The sequence below is a fragment of the Azospirillum brasilense genome (assembly GCF_005222205.1).
GTDB lineage: Bacteria > Pseudomonadota > Alphaproteobacteria > Azospirillales > Azospirillaceae > Azospirillum > Azospirillum brasilense_G.
In genome coordinates this window covers 2623648-2648148 of the sequence record NZ_CP032345.1, presented here as the reverse complement: position 1 = coordinate 2648148, position 24501 = coordinate 2623648, and the positions used below count along the sequence as shown (strand labels likewise).

19 protein-coding genes and 1 riboswitch are annotated in these 24501 nt (G+C 70.3%); of the genes, 8 read left to right on the top strand and 11 right to left on the bottom strand.

The features are described from left to right. Nucleotides 1–27: 27 nt before the first annotated feature. Both D3869_RS12585 and D3869_RS12580 read right to left on the bottom strand, forming a co-directional pair. Entirely contained in the window at nucleotides 28–429 is a 402-nt protein-coding gene (locus D3869_RS12585; RefSeq protein WP_038528531.1) for a thermonuclease family protein, read from the bottom strand. 127 nt (nucleotides 430–556) lie between these two features. Beyond that, nucleotides 557–1255: an SOS response-associated peptidase gene (locus D3869_RS12580; RefSeq protein ID WP_137140313.1), complete on the bottom strand. Its 699-nt coding sequence runs from the start codon at nucleotides 1253–1255 to the stop codon at nucleotides 557–559. 154 nt (nucleotides 1256–1409) lie between these two features. On the opposite strand from D3869_RS12580, the gene D3869_RS12575 reads away from it, so the two are divergent. Together D3869_RS12575 and D3869_RS12570 are read left to right on the top strand one after the other, a co-directional pair. Beyond that, complete coding sequence (locus D3869_RS12575) at nucleotides 1410–3728, top strand: xanthine dehydrogenase family protein molybdopterin-binding subunit (RefSeq protein WP_137140312.1); 2319 nt, start codon at nucleotides 1410–1412, stop codon at nucleotides 3726–3728. A 129-nt stretch (nucleotides 3729–3857) separates the two neighbouring features. Further along, nucleotides 3858–4640, top strand: coding sequence for an EAL domain-containing protein (locus tag D3869_RS12570; protein WP_137140311.1), 783 nt, complete (start codon nucleotides 3858–3860; stop codon nucleotides 4638–4640). 27 nt (nucleotides 4641–4667) lie between these two features. Here D3869_RS12570 and D3869_RS12565 read toward each other — a convergent pair whose 3' ends face one another. Then, complete coding sequence (locus D3869_RS12565) at nucleotides 4668–4964, bottom strand: hypothetical protein (RefSeq protein ID WP_038528541.1); 297 nt, start codon at nucleotides 4962–4964, stop codon at nucleotides 4668–4670. A 235-nt stretch (nucleotides 4965–5199) separates the two neighbouring features. Beyond that, nucleotides 5200–8547 carry a maltotransferase domain-containing protein gene (locus D3869_RS12560; RefSeq protein WP_137140310.1) on the bottom strand — a complete coding sequence of 1116 codons (3348 nt, stop codon included), beginning with the start codon at nucleotides 8545–8547 and terminating at the stop codon, nucleotides 5200–5202. A gap of 244 nt (nucleotides 8548–8791) precedes the next feature. Here D3869_RS12560 and D3869_RS12555 point away from each other — a divergent pair, with 244 nt between their 5' ends. The 4 genes from D3869_RS12555 to D3869_RS12540 all read left to right on the top strand — a co-directional run bounded on the left by D3869_RS12555 (nucleotide 8792) and on the right by D3869_RS12540 (nucleotide 12863). Further along, nucleotides 8792–9619 (top strand): polyphosphate kinase 2 family protein, encoded by an 828-nt coding sequence (locus tag D3869_RS12555; RefSeq protein ID WP_137140309.1) that lies wholly within the window; start codon nucleotides 8792–8794, stop codon nucleotides 9617–9619. A 115-nt stretch (nucleotides 9620–9734) separates the two neighbouring features. Further along, a complete protein-coding gene (gene ppk2 / locus D3869_RS12550) occupies nucleotides 9735–10709 on the top strand; it encodes a polyphosphate kinase 2 (RefSeq protein WP_211114942.1) in 975 nt (324 codons plus the stop codon). A 391-nt stretch (nucleotides 10710–11100) separates the two neighbouring features. Beyond that, nucleotides 11101–11520, top strand: coding sequence for a CopG family transcriptional regulator (locus D3869_RS12545; RefSeq protein ID WP_137140308.1), 420 nt, complete (start codon nucleotides 11101–11103; stop codon nucleotides 11518–11520). Nucleotides 11521–11621: 101 nt separating this feature from the next. Then, nucleotides 11622–12863, top strand: a complete 1242-nt coding sequence (locus tag D3869_RS12540) for an extracellular catalytic domain type 1 short-chain-length polyhydroxyalkanoate depolymerase (RefSeq protein ID WP_137140307.1) — start codon at nucleotides 11622–11624, stop codon at nucleotides 12861–12863. A 23-nt stretch (nucleotides 12864–12886) separates the two neighbouring features. On the opposite strand, the gene D3869_RS12535 is transcribed toward D3869_RS12540, so the two are convergent. From D3869_RS12535 to D3869_RS12510, 6 genes are all read right to left on the bottom strand, one after another. After that, the gene (locus D3869_RS12535; RefSeq protein ID WP_247895637.1) at nucleotides 12887–14716 is read right to left on the bottom strand and encodes a chloride channel protein; all 1830 of its coding nucleotides are present in this window, start codon (nucleotides 14714–14716) and stop codon (nucleotides 12887–12889) included. A 70-nt stretch (nucleotides 14717–14786) separates the two neighbouring features. Next, nucleotides 14787–15995, bottom strand: a complete 1209-nt coding sequence (locus D3869_RS12530; protein WP_137140306.1) for a hypothetical protein — start codon at nucleotides 15993–15995, stop codon at nucleotides 14787–14789. 148 nt (nucleotides 15996–16143) lie between these two features. Further along, complete coding sequence (locus D3869_RS12525; protein WP_137140305.1) at nucleotides 16144–16854, bottom strand: ABC transporter ATP-binding protein; 711 nt, start codon at nucleotides 16852–16854, stop codon at nucleotides 16144–16146. Beyond that, entirely contained in the window at nucleotides 16851–18518 is a 1668-nt protein-coding gene (locus D3869_RS12520; RefSeq protein WP_247895636.1) for a branched-chain amino acid ABC transporter ATP-binding protein/permease, read from the bottom strand. Before D3869_RS12520 ends, D3869_RS12525 begins: the two co-directional genes overlap by 4 nt. A gap of 64 nt (nucleotides 18519–18582) precedes the next feature. Continuing rightward, complete coding sequence (locus tag D3869_RS12515; protein ID WP_094304366.1) at nucleotides 18583–19467, bottom strand: branched-chain amino acid ABC transporter permease; 885 nt, start codon at nucleotides 19465–19467, stop codon at nucleotides 18583–18585. 7 nt (nucleotides 19468–19474) lie between these two features. Next, complete coding sequence (locus tag D3869_RS12510) at nucleotides 19475–20629, bottom strand: ABC transporter substrate-binding protein (RefSeq protein WP_137140304.1); 1155 nt, start codon at nucleotides 20627–20629, stop codon at nucleotides 19475–19477. A gap of 69 nt (nucleotides 20630–20698) precedes the next feature. Further along, a riboswitch (TPP riboswitch) is annotated at nucleotides 20699–20796 on the bottom strand. Between the two features lie 161 nt (nucleotides 20797–20957). On the opposite strand from D3869_RS12510, the gene D3869_RS12505 reads away from it, so the two are divergent. After that, nucleotides 20958–21335: an STAS domain-containing protein gene (locus D3869_RS12505; RefSeq protein WP_137140303.1), complete on the top strand. Its 378-nt coding sequence runs from the start codon at nucleotides 20958–20960 to the stop codon at nucleotides 21333–21335. Between the two features lie 4 nt (nucleotides 21336–21339). Here D3869_RS12505 and D3869_RS12500 read toward each other — a convergent pair whose 3' ends face one another. Next, nucleotides 21340–22233: a DMT family transporter gene (locus D3869_RS12500; protein WP_137140302.1), complete on the bottom strand. Its 894-nt coding sequence runs from the start codon at nucleotides 22231–22233 to the stop codon at nucleotides 21340–21342. Between the two features lie 213 nt (nucleotides 22234–22446). Here D3869_RS12500 and D3869_RS12495 point away from each other — a divergent pair, with 213 nt between their 5' ends. After that, nucleotides 22447–24501 (top strand): phytoene desaturase family protein, encoded by a 2055-nt coding sequence (locus tag D3869_RS12495; protein ID WP_137140301.1) that lies wholly within the window; start codon nucleotides 22447–22449, stop codon nucleotides 24499–24501.

The window sequence follows — 24501 nt, the reverse complement described above, 5'->3', positions numbered from 1 at the left end:
CCGCATGGCCGAACCGCATCGCTGGGCCTACCGCGCCTGCTCACGCTGCTGGCGCGATCGCCATTGCCAGGGCTTCTCCACCTGCCCCGCCCACAGGCCCAGACGGCGGCTCTGCGCGAAGGCCTCGCTGGAGGCGTAGGCCGGCGACAGGCTGCGGTAGGCGAAGGCCCAGCCGCGCGCCACCATGGCCGCCCCCAGATCGACGCCGAGCACCCGGCATTCGCCCAATTGCTGGCCGTTGCGGTCGCGTTCGGCGATGGTGCAGGTCACCTCCTGGTCCTTGATCAGGCTGGCCAGCACCGCGGTGGCGATGCGGAAGCAGTCCAACTCATGCCCGTAACGGTTCCGGCATTTCTGCCCGACGTCGGGGGCGTCGATCCCCATCAGGCGAACCGGCGCGCCCTTGATGGACAGCGTATCGCCCTCCATGGCGACGCCCTGTCCTTTTAACGTTTCATTGGGGGTGTTGGCGACCTTGCCTTTGGTCGTCCCTCCCTGGGCATACGCCGTTCCGGTTGAGCACAACAAGGAAATTGCCACCAAAGGGGCGAGCCACTCAGAACAAGGTCGGCGCGTCATCGGGCGGTGCATCGTCGAGGGGAGCCGCGCACGCCTCGTCGTCGTTGCGCACGTTGTTGACGCGCGGCCCCACCGGATGGGCCTCCAGGAGCGCGTCGGGCGCCGGCTTCAGCAGGTCTTCCAGCACCGGCAGCGGGGCGGCGGGGTCCAGCCACAGGTCCCAGTCCGTCTCGTCGAGGATCACCGGCATGCGCTCGTGCAGCGGCTTCAGCACCGCGTTGGCCGTGGTGGTGACGATGGTCAGCGTCTCCAGGGGCTCCGCGAGGGCCGGGCCGCCCTTCGGGCCGTTCCAGCGCTCCCACAGGCCGGCGAAGGCGAAGGGCGCGCGGTCGCGGCGGCGGATGGCGTAGCCCTGCTTGCGCCTGCCCTCGGCCTTCCACTCGTAGAATCCGTCCACGGGGACGAGGCAGCGCCGCTTGCGGAAGGCCTCCCGGAAGGACGGCTTCTCGGCCAGCGTTTCTCCGCGCGCATTGATCAGCCGCGCCCCGATGGACGGATCGTCGGCCCAGAAGGGCACGAGTCCCCAGCGCAGGGTCACCAGATGGCGCCCATCCTCCTCCCGCCGCACGGCGGGCACCGGCTGGGTGGGGGCCACGTTCCAGCGGGGCTGGAGGTTCGGCAGTTCGGGGAAGCCGAACAGGCGCTGAACCTCCGCGGCCGGCGTGGCGAGTATCATGCGTCCGCACATGGCCTAAGAATAGGTGGCCTGGCGCCCCCACGCCACCGCCGGCTTATGCCCAACCGAGGGTTTTCGCCGGCCAAGGCTCCGCCTATCTTCTCCGGGTGTTTCTCCACGCGACAGGCCCGCGCAACAGGAAAGACCCCGCCCCATGATGAAGTTCGGCATCGGCCAGCCGGTTCCCCGCACCGAAGACGCGCGCCTGCTGACCGGCGGCGGGCGCTACACCGACGACGTGTCGCTTCCCGGCCAGACATTCGCGGTCTTCGTGCGCTCCCCCCACGCCCACGCCGACATCCGCGGCATCGACATGGCGGAGGCGGCGGCGCAGCCGGGGGTGCTGGGCGTCTTCACCATCGCCGACCTGGAGGCCGAGGGCGTCCAGCCGATTCCCTGCGCCGCGGCGCTGACCCAGCGCGACGGCTCCCCCTACGTCGCCCCGCCCCGCCCGGCGCTGGCCAAGGGACGGGTGCGCCATGTCGGCGATCCGGTCGCCGTGGTGGTGGCCGAAACACTGGACGCCGCCCGCGACGCGGCGGAACTGGTGATGGTCGATTACGACGACCGGCCCGCCATCACCGGGACGGCGGAGGCTCTGGAGGCGGGCCGCCCGCAGGTGTGGGACGAGGCGCCGGGCAACCTCTGCTTCGACTGGGAGCAGGGCGAGGAGGAGGCGGTGGAGTCGGCGATTGCCAAGGCCGCCCGCGTGGTGGAGCTGGAGATCGTCAACAACCGCGTCGTCGCCAACCCGATGGAGGGCCGCGCCTGCCTCGCCGCGGTGGAGGCGGAGACCGGGCGGCTGGTCATCTACGTCACCAGCCAGGGCGTGCACGGGCTGCGCAAGCAGTTCGCCCAGCTCTTCGGCCTGCCGGAATCCAAGTTCCGCGTCGTCACCACCGACGTCGGCGGCGGCTTCGGCATGAAGCTGTTCAACTACCCGGAATACATGGTCTGCCTGTTCGCGGCGCGCCGCCTGAACCGGCCCGTGAAATGGGCGGCGGAGCGGACCGAGGGCTTCCTCAGCGACGATCACGGGCGCGACCATGTCAGCCGCGCCCGGCTGGCGCTGGACGGCGACGGGCGCTTCCTCGGGCTGCGGGTGGACACCGTCGCCAACCTGGGGGCCTACCTGTCGAACTACGGCCCCTTCATCCCGACCGACGCCGGGTCGGCGATGCTCGTCGGCTCCTACACCACGCCGGCGGTCTATGTGCGGGTCAAGGGCGTCTTCACCAACACCCAGCCGGTGGACGCCTACCGCGGCGCCGGCCGGCCGGAGGCGGCCTATCTTCTGGAGCGCCTCATCGACCATGCCGGGCGCGTCACCGGCCTCGGCCCGGCGGAGATCCGGCGGCGCAACTTCATCCCGCCCGCCGCCATGCCCTACGCCACGCCGATGGGCCAGACCTACGACACCGGGGAGTTCGAGCAGAATTTGAGCGACGGGTTGGAGCTGTCCGACCACGCCGGCCTGCCCGCCCGCAAGGCGGCGGCGAAGGCGCGCGGGAAGCTGCGCGGGGCGGGGATCGCCACCTACATCGAGGCCTGCGCGGGCGGCGGCGCGGAACAGGCGACGGTGCAGGTCAACGGCGACGGGCGCATCGTCCTGATGATCGGCACCCAGACCAACGGCCAGGGTCACGAGACCGCCTACAAGCAAATCATCGCCGACCGGCTGGGCGTCCCGCCGGAGGATGTCGAGGTGATCCAGGGCGACACCGACCGCGTGACCTGGGGCGCCGGCACCGGCGGCTCCCGCTCCGTCCCGGTGGGCGGGGCGGCGCTGGCCGAGGGTGCCGCGCGCGTGGTGACCAAGGCGACCGAGGTCGCCGCCGACCTGCTGGAGACCGCCGCGGTGGACGTCGAGTTCGTCGAGGGCCGCTTCAGTGTCGTCGGCACCGACCGCAGCGTCTCCTTCAAGGAGGTGGCCGCCAAAGCCGCCGCGCAAGGCCCCATCGCCTTCACCGAGGTTGCCCGCTGGACCCCGCCGGCCAACACCTTCCCCAACGGCTGCCATGTGGCGGAGGTCGAGGTCGATCCCGACACCGGGGTGGTCGAGGTCGTCGGTTACACGGTGGTCGACGATTTCGGCACGGTGGTGAACCCGCTTCTGGTCATGGGTCAGGTCCATGGCGGCGTCGCCCAGGGCATCGGGCAGGCGCTCCAGGAGCGGGTGGTCTTCGACCCGGACAGCGGCCAGCTCCTCAGCGGCTCCTTCATGGACTACCAGATGCCGCGCGCGGTGGACGTGCCGGACATCCGCATCAAGCTGAACTGCGTGCCCAGCACCACCAACGCGCTGGGCATGAAGGGCGCCGGCGAGGCCGGGGCCATCGGCGCGCCGCCCGCGGTCATCAACGCTCTGGTGGACGCGCTGTCGGAGTATGGAATCGACCACATCGACATGCCGGCGACCCCGCTGTCCGTATGGACCGCGATCCAGACGCATAGTAAAGCCGCCGCGGAATGAGGAAGAATGGAGTAGTGACGTCATAGGCCTTGTTTCCAGACCCGATGTCACACCTTGCGTTGAATAAATTTGAGACAATATACGTGCTATAATGAGTTAACATAAAATCACCCCACGAAAGAAACGGGCATGACGGCGGAACGGATCAGGGGCGGCGGGTGCGGCGGGCAGTGCACCGAGGGTTTGGGGTTCGACTTCACCATGGCCTTCCAGCCGATCGTCGATGTCGGCGGCGGGCGGCCCTGGGCGCACGAGGCGCTGGTGCGCGGCCTCGACGGCCAGGGTGCCGGTTGGGTGCTGAGCCAAGTAACCGAGGCCAACCGCTACGCCTTCGACCAAGCCTGCCGGGTCAAGGCCATCGAGCTTGCCGCCAGCCTGGGCATGGGCCAGCAGCCCGACACCCGGCTGTCGATCAACTTCCTCCCCAACGCCGTCTACCAGCCCGAAGCCTGCATCCGCGCCACGCTGGCCGCCGCCAAGCGCACCGGCTTCCCGCCGGAGCGCATCATCTTCGAGGTGACGGAGAACGAGCGGGTGGTGGATGGCGCGCATCTGAAGTCCATCTTCACCGAGTACAAGCGCCAGGGCTTCCACACCGCCATCGACGATTTCGGGTCGGGCTATTCCGGCCTGAACCTGCTCGCCGAGTTCCAGCCGGACATCATCAAGCTGGACATGGAGCTGACCCGCTCCATCGACACCGACCGCGCCCGCCGCAGCATCGTCAGCGCGATCCTCACCGTGTGCCGCGATCTCGGCATCACTCCGGTGGCCGAGGGCATCGAAACACCCGGCGAGGCGAAGGCTCTGCGCGATCTGGGGATCACGCTGATGCAGGGCTATCTGTTCGCCCGCCCGGCGGTGGAGACGCTGGCGGTGCCCACCATGGATTTCGCGGCGGCGGGAGCCTGAGGACGGGAGCCTGAGGACGGTGGCCTGTCACAGCATCCGCGGGCGGCGCACCGCCCGCGGCCGGGGGGCGGCGTAGCGCCCCCGTTGCTCGGTCGCGAGGGTCAGCGCCTCGTGCGCGATCAGGCGGCGATAGTCACCGTCCACCCGCGAGAACATGGCGAAGGCGAATTTGACCGCGTCGGGGGTGGGGCTGGTGGCGGCCTCGCGGAGCGCGTTGCGCAGCATGCGCAGTTCCAGCACGCCTTTGACGCAAATGCGCTCGACCGCCTGAGCCAGGATGTCGATCGAACACAGGGACGCCTCGTCGTCGAGTCGGTACTGCACCCGTCCCCGCCAGGAAGAACCGTCACGGACCGGCCGGGTTCTAGCTTGGGTTGGGCGGGAATGCCAGAGTTTCGGTGAGCTGGCGGGGGTGTGGAGTGGTTGCGGCGAGCCCCCACCCAACCCTCCCCCGCTTCGCAGGGGAGGGCTTAACTCCTCCCCCTGCGCAGCGGGGGGAGGTTGGGAGGGGGGCTCTACGGGGGGAGGGTTTGGGTGGGGGCCCTACGCTCCCCTTCCCTCACCGCCCCGGCGGGCGGATGCGCCAGATCGCCGCCGGGTTCTGCTGCGGGTCGAGCCAGACATGCTGGAACTTGCCGATCCAGGTGAAGCGCTGGCCGGTGAACAGATCCTCCACCTGGACATGGGCGCCGTCGTCCAGCCCCAGCTCCCACAACGGAACCTCGATGGTGCCGCCGTGGCCGTTGTGCGGGTCGAGGTTCACCGCGATCAGGATGACGTTGTCCTTGCTCTCCGTCATCTTGCCGTAGAGCAGGATGTTGTCGTCGTAGGCGTTGTAGAACTTCAGGTTCGTGAATTTGTGAAGCGCCGGGTTCTCCGCGCGGATCTTGTTCAGCCGCGTCACGTAGTCGACGATGTTGCCGGGCTTGTTCCAGTCCCAGTGCCGGATCTCGTATTTTTCGGAGTGGTTGTACTCCTCCTTGCCAGGATAAGGATCGGCCTCGCAGACGAAATACGGGGTGTAGAGGCCATACACTCCCGACAAGGTCCCGGCCAGCACGGCGCGCATCATGTGGGCGGGCCGCCCGCCATGAACCAGCATTGGCGGCAGGATGTCCGGCGTGTTGGCGAAGAAGTTGGGCTGCATGTAGTCCTTGGACTCGCCCTGGGTCAGCTCCGTCAGATACTCGGTCAGCTCCGCCTTGGTGTTGCGCCACGTGAAGTAGCTGTAGGACTGAGTGAAGCCGATCTTCGCCAGCCGCCGCATCAGCTTGGGCCGGGTGAAGGCCTCGGCCAGGAAGATCGCGTCGGGGAAGCGGTCCTGCACCTCGCGGATCATCCATTCCCAGAAGGGGAAGGGCTTGGTGTGCGGGTTGTCGACGCGGAAGATGCGCACCCCCTCGTCGCACCAGAACAGCACCACGTCGCGCAGCGCGTACCACAGGTCCGGGTAGGATTCGCGGTAGAAGCTGACGTTGACGATGTCCTGGTACTTCTTCGGCGGGTTCTCGGCGTAGCGGATCGTGCCGTCGGGCCGCCAGTAGAACCACTGCGGGTGCGACTTGATCCAGGGATGGTCGGGGGAGCACTGGACGGCGAAGTCCAGCGCGATCTCGATCCCATGCCGCCGCGCCTCCTTGACCAGCCGGCGGAAGCCCTCGAAGTCGCCGATCATCGGGTCGATGTCGGCGTGCCCGCCCTCCGAGGCACCGATGGCGTAGGGCACGCCGGGATCGTTCGGGCCGGGGTTCAGCGTGTTGTTGCGTCCCTTGCGGAAGCTCCGCCCGATCGGGTGGATCGGCGGGAAATACAGCACGTCGAAGCCCATGCCCCGGATGAAGGGCAGCATGTTGGACACGTCGTCGAAGGTGCCGGGCCGCGACGGGTCCGGCGAGGCCGAGCGCGGGAAGATCTCGAACCACGCGGAGTAGCGGGCCGCGGTGCGGTCCACATAGACCTCCAGGTCGCAGCCGTAGCGGGACAGATACTGCCGCTCGCCATATTTCGCCATGGCCTGCCGCGGCTCGTCCGACAGGGCGTAGGCGGTCAGCTCCGCCCCCTGAAGGCTGTTCATCCGCTCCACCACCCGCTCCAGCGCGGCGCGGCCCTCGCCCTCGTTCAGGCCCACGGCGTGCTCGACGAAGCGGCGGCCCTCGATCAGCTCCAGCCCGACGTCGAGGCCGGCGTCGTTCTTCTTCTTGAAGTCGGCGCGCCAGCTCTCCCACACGTCGCGCCACGCCAGGATGCTGTACTGGTAGCGCGTGTTGCGGGTCAGCGGCAGCTTGCCCACCCAGCGGTCGTTGTCGAAGAAGGTCATGGGCACCTCGCGCCAGTCCTCCTCGTCGACCGGGCGGTAGGTGACGGCGGCGCCAAGGACGAAGGTGCCGTCGGTGTAGATGTCGGCCCACACCTCCATCACGTCGCCGACCACCCGCTTGACCGGAAAGCGCCCGCCGTCCAGCTCCGGATAGACGTTCTCGATGGTGACGCGGCGGGAGGCCAGCTCGTCCATCCAGGCGCGGGTGGCGGAGTCGTGCTCCGCCCCGCGCTCGCCGAGATGGTTCAGCTCGATGGGGCGGCTCTGCGCCGGCCGGGCGCGGAAGACGCGCATCTCCAGCGGGCGCAGGCGCAGGTCGTGGCCCGGTTCGAAGGGCAGCGGCGCCGCCTCCGGCGTCACGTCCTCGAAGTCGGCGAAGCCGCCGCCGGAGCTGGCCAGCAGCGGGCCGGGGTCGATGGCGTGCGGCTGGGTCTCGTCGGGGTTGATGAGCAGGACGGAGCAGCCCTCCCCGCTCCCGTTGGCCCAGCCGCTGGTCTCGCGGATCAGCCCGATCACCGGGTTGTGCGGCGCGGTCACGCGGCGCTGCGGGCCCTCGACGTTCAGCGCCGGGCTGTCCGCCTTCATGGCGTTGACCGCGCCGATGAAGCCGGTCAGGTCGAGCTTCGGCGGCTCCCAGTCGTCCGGCGTCGTGCTCACCACGTCGAGCTTGCGGGTGAAGCCGTATTCGAACCCAACCGGCATCATCACGCCGGTCGAGAAGGAAGCGGCGAACAGATAGTGCATCTTCAGCTGGGCGGCCAGCCGCTCGCTGTCCTGGCTGCCGACCTCGGCCGCCAGCCGGTCGGTGTCGTGGCTTTCCGGGAAGGCGATGGAGGGGGCGATCCAGCGGAACTCGTCATACTGGTCGAGCAGCCAGTCGGACTTGAAGTCCCACCATTTGGCGCTGTTGAACAGGAAGTCGAAGCCCGCCCCACAAAGGTCGCGCACCTGCTCCACCGTACAGCCCAGCGTCTCGGCGAAGAACGTCACCTCGGGATCGGCCTCGCGGGAGCGGTCGATCAGCGTCTTCCACACCTCCGCCGGGATCTGGTAGGCGGCGTCGCAGCGGAAGCCCTTCACGCCCAGCCCGATGTAATGGCGCAGGTAGCGCGTCCAATAGTCGGTCAGCCCCGCCCGGACCTCCGCCCGCTCGTAGTCGAGCATGGCGAGATCGCCCCAGATGGTCACCCGCGACGGGTCCACCGGGTCGACGGCGCGCGGGCTGTAGAGGTCGCCGTTGGCGTCGCGCCGGTACCAGTCCGGATGCTCCCCCACCAGGATCGCGTCCTTGGCGGTGTGGTTGATGACGAGGTCGAGCATGACCGACTGGCCGTGCCGCCCCGCCTCGGCGATGAAGCCGCGCAGCAGCTCGTCCGGATGCTCCGGCGCGCCGCCCTGGATGCGGTCATGCAGCCGGTAATAATCCTTCACGGCGTAGAGGCTGCCGGAGAAGCCCGGATAATGGATCGGATTCAGGAACAGCCAGTCGAAGCCCATCCCCTGGATGCGGGGCAGATGCCCGGCCCAGTCGCGCATCGGGCCGACGAGCGTGGGAAACAGGTTGTAGATGCGCGGTCCGGCGGTGGCCATCGGGGAATTCCTCCTGGTCGGCAGCGGCACGCCAGCCGGTCGCCGCTGGTTGACAAGCGTGGCGCCTCCCATGGATCGTCCAGAAGACCGTCACCGGCCGAAGGACCATCACCGGAAGGACCATCGCGAGGTTGCAACGCGCGCCCTGCGGGGCGCACGCGCTCAACCCCTGCGAAGCGCGAAGGTTCCGAAACCTGACACTTGGGCCAAAACACTTGGGCCAGACATTTCGAAAGGTGCGTGCATGGGCAACGGAAACGGCAAGATCCGTCTCGACAAGCTCGATATGACGGCGGAGGGAATCGGCAGCAAGGACGACTACGAACGCCGCCTCGCCAAGCTCCAGAAGGACCTGCTGCACATCCAGCAGACCTATTGGCACGAGAAGCGCCGCGCCATCCTGGTGTTCGAGGGCTGGGACGCCGCCGGCAAGGGCGGCTGCATCCGCCGCCTGACCGAACCGCTCGACCCCCGCGGCTTCCACGTCTGGCCGATCGGCACCCCGACGGCGGAGGAGCAGGGAAAGCACTATCTCTACCGCTTCTGGACCAAGCTGCCCGCCCCCGGCACCTTCGCCATCTTCGACCGCTCCTGGTACGGCCGCGTGCTGGTGGAGCGGGTGGAGGGCTTCGCCGACAAGGAGCAGTGGAAGCGCGCCTATGACGAGATCAACCAGTTCGAAAAGATGCTGACCGACGATGGGGCCCGCATCATCAAGATCTTCATGCACATCACGCCGGACGAGCAGCTCAACCGCTTCCGCGAGCGGCTGAGCAACCCCTACAAGCGCTGGAAGCTGACCGAGGAGGATCTGCGCAACCGCGCCCGCTGGGACGACTACAGCAAGGCCATCGAGGCGATGTTCGACAAGACCTCGACCGAGACGGCGCCCTGGCAGGCGGTTCCGGCCAACTCCAAATGGCACGCCCGCCTGAAGGTGATGGAGATCGTGACCGAGGCGCTGAGCCGCGGCGTCAACGTCGCGCCGCCGCCCATCGACCTGACCGTCGCCCGGATCGCCGCGGAAGTCCTGGGCGTCCATCTGACCTTCGACACGAAGGAAAAGGACTGAACGCGGCCCCCTCGCCCCTGGTCACTTCGTCGCGGTGAGCGCGCGGGCGGTTGCCTGACGCGCCGGCATCTCCTAGCGTTGGTTGGCGGGTAAAACAATAAGCAGGGTGCGTTCGATGGACGAGGTCAAGACGGGGACCGGGGCCGGGGTGGAGGAGAAGCCGCGGAAGAAGCGCAAGGCGCTGAAGCTGAAGGACCTCGGGCTCGGCGTGCCGGCCACTGGCGGCGAGGTGCTGCGCGACGCCAAGGAGGTCGCGGCCATCGAATCCCACTGGCGCGATCTCGGCGGCGGAAAGGGCGGCGGCAAGCCGGCGAAGGGCGGCAAGAAGGTGAAATACATCGACGAGCTGGCCCGGCTGCAGTTCGAGCTGATCAAGCTGCAGGAGTGGGTGCGGGTCAACGGCCTGAAGGTCTGCGTGCTGTTCGAGGGGCGCGACGCGGCCGGCAAGGGCGGCGTCATCAAGCGCATCACCGAAAGCCTCAACCCCCGCGTCTGCCGGATCGTGGCGCTCGGCACGCCGACCGAGAAGGAGCGCGGGCAATGGTACTTCCAGCGCTACGTGGCGCAGCTTCCCGCCAAGGGCGAGATCGTCCTGTTCGACCGGAGCTGGTACAACCGGGCCGGCGTCGAGCATGTCATGGGCTTCTGCACCGACGCGGAGTATCAGGAGTTCCTGCGCGCCTGCCCGCTGTTCGAGGAGATGCTCGTCAAATCCGGCATCATCCTGATCAAATACTGGTTCTCGGTCAGCGACGATGAGCAGGAGAAGCGCTTCACCGAGCGGATGCGCAACCCGATCAAGCGCTGGAAGCTCAGCCCGATGGACCTCGAATCGCGCAAGCACTGGGTCGAGTACTCCAAGGCCAAGGACGCCATGCTGGAGCACACCGACAAGAAGCTGACGCCCTGGTACATCGTCGACGCGGACGACAAGAAAAAGGCGCGGCTGAACTGCATCAGCCACCTGCTGCAGCAAATCCCCTACCAGGACATCGCTCCGGTCGAGCTGGACCTGCCGCCGCGGCAGAGCGACGACGGCTACAAGCGGCCGAAGAAGTCCAAGCAGAACTGGGTGCCGGAAGTGTACTGACGAGGCCTTCGCCGTCCGCCGTCTCAACCCTCTCTCCTTTGGGGAGAGGGAATTTCAAACGTGAAGGCGCCAATGGCGCAAGGTGAAGGCCGCGGACGGACGCGGTCGAGCCTGGGTGCGGATGGCTGCCGGTGGACAAGCGCTTCCCGTCACCGCCCCTCTCGGCTCGTTCTGCAAACCGTCGCCAAGCGGCGCGCCATCTCTCCTGCATCCACAGGGATGCCGCCGGGCAGACCGGCCATCTGTCCATCCGGCCATCCGGCCCCTGAGCGGTCGTGCCTCAAGACGTGCCTCCGCGGGACGCCATCCCCCAACGACGCCGTGCCCCCTTGATCGATTCGCCAGCGCACCCATTTACCATCCCAGTGGATGGTACAAGGATGGCACCGGGATGTCCTCGAACGCACTCGATCCGAAGCCGAAGTCCGGCGACAGCGAAAAGATCACGATCAACCTTGGCTACATCGACCTCGGTCACATTGATCTCCTGGTGCAGGAAGGTTTCTACGCGAATCGCACGGACCTCATCCGCACCGCCATCCGCAACCAGATCGACCGCCATGGAGACGCCTTGCGGCAGGCCGTGACGCGCAAGAGCGTCGACCTCGGCCTGCGCCACTACTCCCGCGACGACCTCGAAGCGGCGCGGGAGGCCGGACAGATGCTCCACATCCGTGTCCTCGGTCTGGCCACCATCGCCCGGGACGTCACCCCCGAACTTGCCCGCGCCACCATCGCCTCGGTCGCCGTGCTGGGGGCGCTGCACGCCAGCAGCGCCGTCAAGGCGGCTCTCGCGGACCGCATGCGCTGAGGGCACGGGCCACATTCCTGGCCGAATTCCTGGCCGAATTCCTGAAAGACGACGGACCGGGCTTTTTAACGTGCCCTGTCCGAGCCCAGAAAGCTCCCGACATGAACAACCGAGTCCCCACCGGAATGGCCGAGGCGCTGCGCCTCACCCAGGCCGGCGACCTCGCCGGGGCGACCGCTCACCTCCAACGCCTGTTGCGGGGTGCCGCGCCGGTGCCGCCCGGCGCCGACCCAACCATCATCGATGTCGAGCCGGTCACGGTGAACGCCGCACCGGACACGCAGGACCCGGCGCCGCCGCACCGTGCCACCGCGTTCAGACCCGCCGGCGCGTTTGCCGGCCGCTTCCATCCCGGACCGCGGGCGGGCCTGGGCGAGACCCTGCGCGGCCTTGCCGCCGGGGTCATGCCGGCTGGCGCCGGTTTCGGGGCGAACGGCACCATCCGTCCCGCCGCCGACCCGCTGCCGGACGGCGCTGCGTTCACGTCGGGCTCCTTCGGGAACAAGGCCGGCACGCGCTCCTACAAGCTCTATGTTCCCGCGAACCGCCGTGACGGCCAGCCACTTCCCCTGGTGGTGATGCTCCACGGCTGCACCCAGTCGCCGGACGATTTCGCCGCCGGCACCCGCATGAACATGCTGGCGGAAGAGCACGGCTGTCTGGTCGTCTACCCGGCACAGCCGTCCTCGGCCAACGCTCAGAAGTGTTGGAACTGGTTCAACCCGCTCGACCAGCGGCGCGGCGACGGAGAGCCCTCGCTGATCGCGGGGATCACCCGGCAGGTCATGCGCGAGCACGCCGTCGACCCGGACCGCGTCTTCGTCGCGGGCCTCTCGGCCGGCGGGGCGGCGGCGGCCATCATGGGGGCCGCCTATCCCGATCTCTACGCCGCCGTCGGGGTGCATTCCGGCCTCCCCCGGGGCGCAGCCTCCGACATTCCCTCCGCCTTCGTCGCCATGCGCCAGGGCGGGGGAGCGGTGGAACCGCAACCCGGCCCCGCCGTGCCCGCCGTACCGACAATCGTCTTTCACGGCGACCGGGATACCACGGTTCACCCGCGCAACGGCGACGACGTCGCCGCGCAATCCAAGATGGGAACGGCGGGAGCGCGGGTTGCGGTGGAACACGGTCAAGTACCGGGCGGGCATGGCTACAGCCGCCACCTCCACACCGATGCCTCCGGTCGTGTGCTCTGCGAGCAGTGGACGATACGAGGCGCAGGGCACGCCTGGGCCGGAGGCAGTCCATCCGGTTCCTACACCGACCCGCGCGGGCCGGACGCCTCGCGGGAGATGCTGCGCTTCTTCCTCGCGAACCCGCGGCGTCGACCATCCGCGCCGTAACCGTCGCCGGACAAGGGCGTCGGTCAGTCCCGCCCGTAGAGGCTGCGTTCGCCCAGCTCCTCGCCGCGCTGCCGCTCCAGCTCCTGGCTGTAGCGGCGCAGGGCGTAGGCCTCGGTGACGTAGCCGACGATCCGGCGGTCGGTGGGTGAGGCGAGGACCGGCAGGGACTCCACCTCGGCGCTGCTGAAGCGATGCAGCACACTGCGCACGTCGTCGCCGGGCCGCAGGAAGTCGTCGGCGTGCTTGGCCAGTTCGCCGACCGGCGTCTTCGCGTCCTCCTCGCCCAGCGACGGGTCATGAACGGCGCCCATGTCGATGATGCCGGCGTAGGAACCGTCCGGCTCCACCGCGAAGACGGTCTTGGCGGCGCCCAGCGGGTGCAGGCGGCGCAGCGTGTCCAGCGTCTGGGTGGTCAGGATCGTCTTCACGTCGCCGCGCATCAGCCGCATCGCCGTCAACTCCGACACCCAGCCAACGTCGTAGGCGCCGCGGATCGGCACGCCGCGCAGGTGGAAACGCCACGTCGCGAAGGAATAGCCGAAGGCCTGCCGGACCACGGTGGTCGACACCACCACGCCGATCAGCACGCCGGACGCCGCCCAGAAATCCTGCGTCGCCTCCAGCACCAGAAGCACCATGGTGACCGGCGCGCCGATGATGCCGGCGGCCACCGCCCCCATGCCGGCCAGCACCAGCAGCATCCGGTCGAGCCCCAGCCCCGGCACCAGCAGGTCGAGCACCCCATAGGCCAGCCCGCCGAACAGCCCGCCCAGCAGCAGCGAGGCGCTGAACAGCCCGCCGCGGAAGCCGGAGCCGAGCGACAGAGCCGACGCCACGATCTTGGCGACCAGCAGGATTGCCATGGCCTCCAGCCCGCGGGCCAGTTGCGACGGGTCGGCGCCGGGACCGGCGCCCAGCACCTGCGGCACCGCCAGAGCCAGAGCACCCAGCGCGAGCCCACCCAGCGCCGGGCGCCCCCAGACGGGGATGGGCAGCGCGCGGAAGCCGCGCTCGGCCACCGTCACCGCCTGCATGGCGAGGATGCTGAGCCAGCCCGCCAGGAAGCCGAGGACCCCGCAGGCCACGTAATCCCAGCCCTCCACCGCCGCCGGCCGGCCGAAGAACAGGACCGGGGACGGGTCGCTCAGCCAATGGGCCACCGCCACCGCGGCGACCGAGGCCGCCCCGATCGGGGCCAGCGTGGCGATGGTGTAGCCGCCCATGACCAGCTCGAAGGCGTAGAAGGCGCCGGCCAGCGGCGCGCCGTAAGCGGCGGAGATCGCCGCGGCCGCCCCGCAGCCGACCAGCATGCGCAGGTCCGCCCGCCGCAGATGGAGCCTTTGCCCAAGCGTCGAGGCGATGCCCGCCCCCGCCTGGGTGTAGGCCGCCTCCATCCCCACCGACGCGCCGGAGCCGTTGGACAGCAGGGTCGCCAGGGTCAGGCGCAAGCTGTCGATCAGGGACATCTTGCCGCCGTAGAGGGCGTTCGCCTCGACGGGGTCGACGATGTCGTTGGAGCGCCAGCGCCGCACCAGCTTCACCATCACGCCGAGCAACAGACCGCCGCCGGCCGGCACCAGCAGGGTCCGCCAGGGGTCGGCCAGCGCGGCCTCACCCAGAGCCTGCCCGTGGGCGACCGAAAAGACGAAGGACTGCGTCCAGACCACGGCCTCGTGCAGCAGGGCCACGGCCAGCCCGACCCCGGCGCCGATGGCCCCGGCGAGCATCAGCACGCCCAGGACGCTGTCGCGCAGGCTCCGCCGTGTCAGCACCCTGAGGAACCGCCGGCCGGGGTTGTGTGCTTTGGTCAGGGCGCCGGCCGCGTCCCCCGCGGCGCCCCGGATTCCCGTCATGTCGTCCGGCATGCCGGTCAATGTGTGCCCTGCGTCCGCCCCGTCAACCGCAGGGCGCGGACCTACCCCCTTAGGGCTTGCCCGTCTGGGCCGGCGCCGGAGAGGCCGGCGACTGGCCGGAGGACGGCTGGGCGGAGGGCGGGTTCACGGCGAGGCGGCGCAGCACCTCCGCCAGATTGTCGCGCACCTTGTCGGCCAGCCCGATGTCGGCCTCCTGGGCCTCGTGGAACAGGATCGTGAAGAGGCGGCCCGGCGACAGGAAGAAGGTCAGCGAGACGTGCATCTTGCCCTCCTTCAGCGCGCAATCCACCGAACCGGTGCGCAGCATCAGGCCGGGCAGATCCTCGACGGCGCTCAGCGACGCGGTCGGCGTGCCGCCCTCGCAGCGCTTCTTCATCGCGTCGATGTAGCCGGCGGACAGGTCCTCCAGCTTGGAGCCCTCCTCGACCATCCGCTCGCGGATGCCGCCGACAATCGGGCCGATGCGCCAGGCCATGTCGGCGGGCCGCTCGCCCTTCGGCACGTTCTCCAGCGACACGCGCTTGACGTCGCGCACGCCGGCCGCCTTCAGCAGGTCGGCCAGCCCTTCCGGCAGTTCGTCGGGTCGGGTGGCAACCTTCTTGGTGCGGGTGTCGATGGGGGGGACGGCGCCGGCCTTGTCCACGCAGGTCTTCAGGTCGGTGAGCACCTTCTTGGTGCCCTTCAACGCGAAGGCCATGCGGTCGGCGTCGGAGGAGAACACCACCTCCTTGCCGTTCATAAGGGCGGCGTAGAGTTCCTCGTCCTTGCCGTTGGGGATGACCAGCATGTCCGGCTTGGGCGCCAGCGCGCGGCGCTCGCGCGTCAGCTTGCCGTCCACCACGACCTTGACCTTCCACTGCTCGCTGCCCGGCAGCTCGGCGCCGGGGATGCCCATGCCGAGATTGACCTCGCCCTTGACGTTGCGCGCGATCATCAGGACATGGCCGGTGTCGAAACGGCCCTCGATGGCGCAATAGGCGAACTTGCCGTCCCGGTCGCGCGACGGTCCGCCTTCCCAGCCGTCCTCAAGCTCGGCCGGCCCGGTCTTCTCGGCCGGATCGGCGGCGGCCGGAGCCGACGGCGCCGACGGAGCGACGGTGCGGGGCGCCGGCGCCGGGCCGGAGGACGGTGCCGGGTAATACATGGTTGGCGGGTTGACGGGGACCAGCTCCGCCACCTGCGCCCCATCGGCGTGGGCGGCAGCGGCGCCCAGCAGAAGAAGGGAGGAGAGTGCAGCAGCGACGGCTTTGTCCAGCATGGCAGAGGTAATCCTTACGGGCAGGGCGACGCCGGAAGCTAGCCCCGCCGTCTGGGATCGGCAAGCGCAAGACGAGAAAGTCACGACAAAGATCCCGGCCTGTTGCCGCAATGCCGAATTGCGTCCGGCGCCGCCCTGCACCCGTGGATCAGCCGCCCAGAAAGGCGTCCCTCAACGCGTCGGCGGGCAGGGTTTCCACCGGCCCGTCATGGACCGCCCGGCCGAGGCGCAGCAGGACGACACGACCGGCGGCGGACAGGGCGCGGGCGGCGCTCTGCTCGGCGACCAGCACCGCCGTTCCGGTCGCGGCGATGGCGCGGACGGCGGCGAAGACCTCCCCGGCCAGCTTGGGCGACAGGCCGAGCGACGGCTCGTCGAGCAGCAGCACCCGCGGGCGGCCCATCAGCGCGCGGCCCACCGCCAGCATCTGCTGCTGCCCGCCGGACAGGCGCCACGCCCGCTCCTCCGCCTTGCCCTCCAGCGCGGGGAACAGGGCGAAGACGCGCTCCAGGTCGCGGGCACGCTCGGCCCGGCCCAGCCAGCTCGCCACCTCCAGATTGTCGCGCACGCTCATGCCGGGGAAGACGCGCCGGCCCTCCGGCACATAGCCCAGGCCGCTGCGCACCCGCCGTTCCGGGGCAAGGGCGCCGATCTCCTCGCCATCCAGCCGGATGCGCCCACCCATCGCCGGGACGAGGCCGAGGATGGCCTTGAGCAGCGTCGACTTGCCCGCCCCGTTGGCGCCCAGCAGAGCCACCGCCTCGCCCGCCGCCACGGACAGCGACAGGCGGTCCACGGCGACCGCCCCGCCATAGCCAGCGCTCAGCCCCTCGACCTGCAGCAGGGGAGCCCCCGTCATGCCCCCTCCCCCAGATAGGCGGCGACCACGGCGGGATCGCTGCGCACCCCCTCCGGTGGGCCGGCGTAGAGCGGGCGCCCCTGGTCCAGGCACAGCACATGGCCGGCGAGCGGCAGCAGGAAGCCCATGTCGTGCTCCACCACCAGCAGCGCGGTGCCGGTGGCGGCGATGGCGCGCAGATGACCGGCCAACTCCGCCTTCTCCCCGTCGGTCAGCCCGGCCGCCGGTTCGTCGAGCAGCAGCACGGCGGGCTGGCGGGCCAGCGCGCGGGCCAGTTCCACCCGGCGGCGCAGCGCCGCCGGCAGGCCGGCGCAGGGTTTGGCGGCGAGGTCCGCCGCGCCCAGCCGCTCCAGCGCCCACAGAGCGTGCGCCTCGGCCAGGGCGATCGAGCCGTCGCGCTCCAGCCGCGCCGCGGCGACGGCGGCCAGGACGCTGGCGCCCTCCGGCAGGCTGACCGCCTGGAAGGTACGGGCGATCCCGGCGCGGGCGATGCGGTCGGGCCGCTGTCCCGCCAAATCCGCATTGCCCATCAGCACCCGCCCGCCGTCCGGCGTCTCCAGGCCGGAGATCAGGTTGACCAGCGTCGTCTTGCCGGAGCCGTTGGGGCCGATCAGCCCGGTGATGGTCCCGGCCTCCAGCGTCAGCGACACGCCGTCCACCGCCCGCACCCCGCCAAAACCCTTGATCAGCCCCTCGACCCGCAGCAAAGGCCCGTTTGGAATGGCCTTTTCCGGCGGCGCTTCGGGCCTGGGCATCGGCGCCGGGCGGGCCGGGAACAGCCGGTCGAGCAGGCCGGTCAGCCCGTGCGGCGCCAGCACGATGGTGGCGAGCAGGGCCACGCCGTAGACGATCAGATAGCTGCGCTCCAGGAAGCGGAACCACTCCGGCAGATGGAGCAGCAGCACCGCCCCCAGGATCGCCCCGGCCACCCGCCCCCGCCCGCCGACCACGGCGATGGTCAGGACGGAGACCATCACGGGGAACTCCAGCACCTCCGGCGAGACGACGCGCTGGGTGTGCACCGCCAAGGCGCCCGCCGCCCCGGCATAGACGGCGCTCAGCGCGAAGGCGGCCAGCCTCAGCCCGCCGACGTCCAGACCCAGCGTGCCGGCGGCCAGCGGGTCGTCGCGCACCAGCGTCAGCGCCCGCCCCCAGCGCCCGCGCGCCAGCCTCCAGGCCAACAGCCCGCCCAGGGCCACGAAGCCCCAGACCACCGCCGCCAGCGGCAGGCCGCGCGGCACCGCCCAGCCGAACAGGACGATGCCCGGTACCCCAGGCAAGCCGTTGGCGCCGCCGGTCAGGTCAGGGCTGTTGACCGCCAGCAGATGGACGACCTGCGCGATGCCGAGCGTCGCCAGGGCGAAGTAATGGGATTCCAGCCGCAGCACCGGCAGCCCGACGAGCAGGGCCAGCAGCAGCGGCACCAAAAGCGACACCGGAAAGGTCGCGGCGAAGCCCCAACCCCACTGACTCCCCAAAATACCGGTGGCGTAGGCCCCGATCCCGAAGAAGGCACCATGAGCCAGCGACAGCGCGCCGCCCAGCCCGAAGACGATCTGGAAGCCGATGGCGGCCAGCGCGTACACCCCCGCCACGGTCAGCACGCGCAGCCCATAGGGCGACGCGTACAGCAGCGCGTACGCCACCAGCACCGCAAGCATCATTCCCTCTCCCGCCCAGCGGGGGAGGGTCAGGGTGGGGGCCAGCGCCCACAACTTGCGCACACCGTTACGCACGGCGCCGCGCCGCCTCCCCGAACAGCCCCTGCGGGCGGGCGACCAGGATGACCAGCAGCGTCGCGTAGAGCAGCCCCAGCGCCACCGGATAGGACAGCACCGACGACACCCCCACCTCGAACAGCGCGATCAGCAGCGCGCCGGCGACCGCCCCGGGCACGGAGCCCCAGCCGCCGATGGTCACCGCGATGTAGGCCTTCAGGATCAGGTCGCCGCCGGCCGTTGGCGTGACGAAGTAGCGGTTGGCGAGCAGCAGCCCCGCCGCACCGGCGAAGGCGGTGCCGAGCGCGAAGGTGATCAGGATCATCGCCGTCACCGGCACGCCGCAGGCCCGCGCCATCTCCGGGTCCTGCGCCGTGGCGCGCAGGCGCCGGCCGAGCTGGGTCCGCCCGAACAGCCATTGCTGCCCGGCGATCAGCAGAGCGGCGACGGCGATGATCGCCAGCGACTGCTCCGCCACCACCAGCCCGCCGAGGTCGAGCGTCCCGCCGCCCAGCAGCGGCGGTGCCGCCCGCGGCTCCGGCCCGAACAGGACGGAGGCGCCGTTCTGCAGGATGATCCCCGCCGCGATGGTGCTGATGAAGACCGCCACCGGCGGGCGGCGGCGCAGCGGCAGATAGGCCGCCGCCGCCAGCAGAAGCCCAAGCCCGGCCATCAGCACCAGCACCACCGGCAGCAGGAGCAGCCCGGGCAGCGGCAGATACCCCGGCAGATGCGGCGCCAGCGCCACGCCGAGCAGCCCGCCGGCCATCACGAGATCGCCCTGCGCGAAATTCACCGCCGCGGTGGCGTTCAGCACCAGCACGAAGCCCAGCGCGACCAGCGCATAGGCCGCGCCCAGGGCGAGGCCGTTGACGAGAAGCTGCAGGGTGATCAAGGCTGGCTCACTTCACCATCCCGGTCACCACACCGGTCACATTGTCGTAGCGCTTGGCGATCGCCGGCACGCGCGAGGCGCCGTCGTAGCAGACGATCACCGCGGAATGCGCCATGTTGCCCTTGCCGTCCGACTTGTAGGTCATGGCGAGGCCCTGGTGGGTCCCGGCGGACAGGACCTTGCGCACCGCATCCGCGCTGTCCGCACCGCCCTGCACCGCCCCCAGCACCATGCGGATGCCGTCATACTGGCCGAGCGCGAAGGCGTCGGGCTCCGCGTTGAAGGCGGCGCGGTAGGCGGCGGTGAAGGCCTCCACCTCCGGGCTGCCGCCGGAGATCGGCGAGGCCGCCGTCTCGGCGCAGACGCCCTTCAGCTCGGCCGGCTCCAGAAGCGCCGCGGTGCTCGGCTGGTGCATGGCGGAGCCGGCGACGATCGGCACCGCCACCCCGTTGGCCGCCGCCTGCCGGATGAACAGGGCGGTCGGGCCGGAATGCAGATGCAGCACCAGCACGTCGGGCTTGGCGGCCAGCGCCTTGGTCAGGACCGGCAGCAGATCCTTGGCGGCGGGGTCCACCCCCTCCTCGAACACCGGCTCGACGCCGAGCTTCTTGAAGGCCTGCTCCAGATGGGCCTTGCCGCTCTGCCCGTAGGCCGTCGTCTGGTAGATCACCGCCGGGCGCTTCTTCCCCAGCTCCTCCGCCACGTAGCGGGCGTGGGCCTCCTTGGTCACCGCGTCGCCGGGGAAGAAGCGGAAGACCCAGGGGTTGCCCTGCTCGGTGATGCTTGCCGTACCCGACACGGTGACCAGCGGAATTTTGTAGTCCTGGGCCAGCGGCAGCATCGCCAGCATCTGCGTGCCCAGCATGCTGGCCGCCACCGCCGTGACCTTGCCGCCCGCCGCACGCTCCAGCGCCGTAACGGCGGCCTCCGGCGAGGTGCCGGTGTCGATCACCTCCGACCGCACCGCCACACCCGCGGGCGCGTCCTTCAGCGCCAGGACGGCGCCGTTGCGCTGGCTCGTCCCCTCCAGCGACAGGAAGCCGGTCAGCGGCACCAGCACGGGGACCGAGGCCTCACCGGCCAGCGCCGCGCCGTGGGGGACCGACGCCGAAAAGACCGCCGAAAAAGCCGTTGCCGAGAGGATGGAAAGGAAGCGCCGCATGGATGTGTCTCCTCCTGCCCGGCGAAGAACCGCGCGAGGACGAGGAGGCCGGGAGGATAGCGGCGGCACAGCCTCGAACGCTTGGCTCCCTTCGCTGGCATGACCCAGATCAGGTTCGATGGGTGTGGTCTCAGCCCGCCTTGCGGCAGGCACCCCAGCCGTTCGTGTGCACAGTGTGAGGCCGGCGCCCGGCTGTCAAGCGGCGGCCCGGCGCCTTTTCACAATTTTGCAACGCAACAGACACCGGAAAGTCGCGCTTCCCGTGGTTCCTTCCGCCGCCCCCGGCCCGCGCCGGACCGTCGTCCCAACCGGAAAGTCGTCACGAAGCATGCGGCCCACCCCGTCGCACAGCACCGTCACCCTGCACCCCTTCGCCACGGCGCGGGGCGGCTGCGGGTTGTGCGCCGTCCTGTCGGGGCGGGTCGACCACGCCGCCCTGCCCGGCCTGACGCCCCTGCTCCGCCGCGTCGCCGACGCGCGGGCCTTGACCCTGTGCGTCGATCTGGGACGGGTGGAGGTCCTCGATTCCTGCGGCATCGGCATTCTGCTGGCGCTCCGCAACGCGGTGCTCGACCGCGGCGGCGCCATCGCCTTCGAGAATCACCCGCCGCGAATCCGGCGGGTGCTGGAGCGCAGCCGGATCATCGCGCTGACCGGCCCGCCGCTCTCCCAAAATGATTGCTCGGCGCTTCCCGCCGCCGCCTGACCCGTCAGCCGCCGCGGCGCAGCGTTTCCCGATAAAGGATGTAGAGACCGCTGGCGATGATGATCCCCGCCCCGGCCAGCACGGTGGGGGTCGGCACGTCGCCGAAGACCAGGAAGCCGAGCAGGGTCGCCCAGATCATCCCCGTGTACTCGAAGGGTGCGACCACCGCGGCGCGGCCCAGACGGAAGGCCTGGGTCATCAGCACCTGCGCCGCCCCGCCCAGCGTGCCGACCAGGAGCATCAGCCCAAGGTCGAAGCCGCCCGGTTGCACCCAGTCGGGGATCGCCGCAACGCCGCTCACCACCGTGGTGGTCAGCAGCAGATAGACGACGATGGCCGTGTTGCTCTCGGTCCGCGACAGGCCGCGCACCGCGATCATCGCCAGCGCGTAGAAGAAAGCCGCGGCCACGCCGACGAGAATCGGCAGGAGCGGCGCGTCGGCCTCCGGACGGGCCATCACCACCACGCCGCCGAAGCCGACCAGCACCGCCGCCCAGCGCCGCCAGCCCACCGGCTCGCCGAGCAGCGGCATGGACAGCGCTGTGATGAACAGCGGCCCGGCGAAGCTCAGCACATAGACCTCGGCCAGCGGCAGATGCCGAAAAGCGTAGAAGAAGCAGCCCATCGACAGCAGCCCGGCCAGCGAGCGGAAGACGTGGGCGAAGGGCCGCCGCGTGCGCATCCCGCCCCAGCCACCGCGCGCCACCGAAATGCCGCCGACCAGCACCAGCGCCACCACCGACCGCGCGAACATGAGCTGCGCCACCGGATACCCGCTGCTCAGATACTTGATGAGCGTGTCCATTCCCGCGAACAGGAAGATGGCCAGCAGGAAGCAGCCGATGGCGCGGCGGGTGTCATCGCTGTCAACGGCGGGAAGAGCGGCGGCCTGGGTCATGATTGCACAGTATCTGAGCAACCATGACGCTGCCCAATGCCGCAACCGCAGGTCTGGCCCGCGCGGCGGCGCCCGGCGGAGCGCCGGCGTTTCACGCTTCGTGAACCGACGGGCGGGCGTTTGGCGAAGCGGAGCCGGCCTTTCGCGGATCGGCGCTGGCTCCGGCCGGTGCTTTGAACAGTCTGGCGGGCATCACCACCGCAAGGGTCCGCCATGCTCCTGTCAAAGCCGATGCCCCAATCGATCCGCATCCTCGTCGGCGTCTCGCCCTGGATCGCCTTCGGCGTCCTCCAGCCGGCGGGCCATCCTGCGGCCGCGCTGGCGGCGCTGCTGCTCAGCCTGACGCTCTGCGCCCATGATCGGCGGCGGGGTTCGCTGAAGGCGCCGGAACTCGTCGCCGCCGCGTTCTTCGCCGCGCTGCTGCTCATCGGACCGCTGGAGCGCATGGGGGTGATTGTCCATCTCGCCCTGGCCGGCATGGCCTTCGCCTCGCTCGCGCTGGGCCGTCCCTTCACCCTGCCCTACGCCCGCGAGACGACACCGCCCGGCCTGTGGCACCTGCCGCAGTTCGTCGCCGTCAACAAGGCGGTCACCGCGCTGTGGGGGGTGGTCTTCCTGGCCGGCGCCGTCGGCTTCGCCGTCGCGACGGAGGTCGGCGTCGTCACCTCCGCCCTCGCCACCCTGGCCGGTGTGTTGGGAAACCGCCGACTGCCGGATTGGCTGGTCAACCGAGCCGTCACCCGCCGGCTGGAGGAGCGGGAGCCCCACCGCTGGCCCGCTCCCGCCGTGCTCGGAAAAAAGGGTGGTGTCGTCGTCGTGGGCGCCGGCATCGGCGGGCTGACCGCGGCGGCCCTGCTGGCGGAGGCCGGGGTCCGCGTCACCGTCCTGGAGGCGCACGACCGGCCGGGCGGCTATTGCTCCTCCTGGGAGCGCAAGGTTCGGCTGCGCGACGGGACGGTCGGGCGTTTCACCTTCGACGCCGGCGTGCATGACGTCAGCGGCACCCGGCCAGATGGCCCGGTCGGGCATCTGCTGCGCACGGTGGGCGTGGCGGACCGCGTGCGCTGGCAGCCGGTGACGCGCGGCATCGTCCGAAGCGGTGTTCTTGAGCCGCTGCCCGGCAACGCCGCGGGTCTGGCCGCCCTGATCGCGCGGGAGCATCCCGGCAGCGCCGCCGGAACCGCCGCCTTCCTGGAGGAGATGCGCGGCGTCCACCGGAACCTCTACCGCGGCTGCGCCGAGACCGGCCTTCCCCACATCCCGCGCGACGTCGCGGCGATGCGCGCCTACCCGCTGGAATGCCCGCAGGCTTCCCGCTGGCAGGACCGCGGCTTCCTGGAGATGCTGGAGCACTACGTGCCCGACGCCGGAGCCCGCGCGCTGCTGTCCAGCCTGACCGGCTATCTTTCCGACCGGCCGGAGCGGCTGGGCGCCACCCAGATGGCGCCGATCTTCGGCTATTTCTTCGACGGAGGCGCCTACCCGGAGGGCGGATCGCAGCGGCTGGCCGACGCGCTGGCCGAGGCGATTCGCGCCAAGGGCGGCGAGGTCCGGCTGCGCACCGCCGTCCGCCGCATCCTGGCCGAGGACGGCCGTGCCGCCGGGGTCGAGACCCTGGACGGGGAGCGCATCGCCGCCGCTGCAGTGATTTCCAACGCCGACGCCCGGCGGACCCTGCTGGAGTTGGTGGGGGAGGAGCATCTGCCCGCCGGTTGCGTGGCACAATACCGGGCGTTGCGCCCCACCACCTCCGCCTTCCTGGTCACGCTGGCGCTGGACATCCGCCCGGACCTGTCGGCGATGACCTTTCTGAGGGATGAGGGGATGGCGCTGGCCCTTCCGTCGGCCCACGACGCCACCCTGGCGCCGCCGGGCTGCGCGGCGTTGACGCTGATGCGGCTGGACCCGGCGGGCGGCACCTCGGACCGCGCCGCCGCCGACTACCGCGCGCGGAAGACGCGGGAGGGCGATGCGATGATCGCCGCAGCCGCGGCCGTGATCCCGGATCTGGAGCGCCACATTCTGCACCGGCAGGAGGCCAGCGCCGCCACCTTCGCCCGCTACGCCCACACGACGGAGGGGGCGATCTACGGCACCGATCCGGCGCTCCCCACCAAGTCACCGCTGCCCGGCCTGTTGCTGGCCGGCGGCGGGGTCTTCCCCGGTCCGGGGGTGGAGGCCTGCGTCATCTCGGGCCGCCTCGCCGCGGAGGCCCTGGTCGGGCCGGTGCGGGCGCGGCAAGCCAAGGATGGGCGCCGCGCCGCTTAA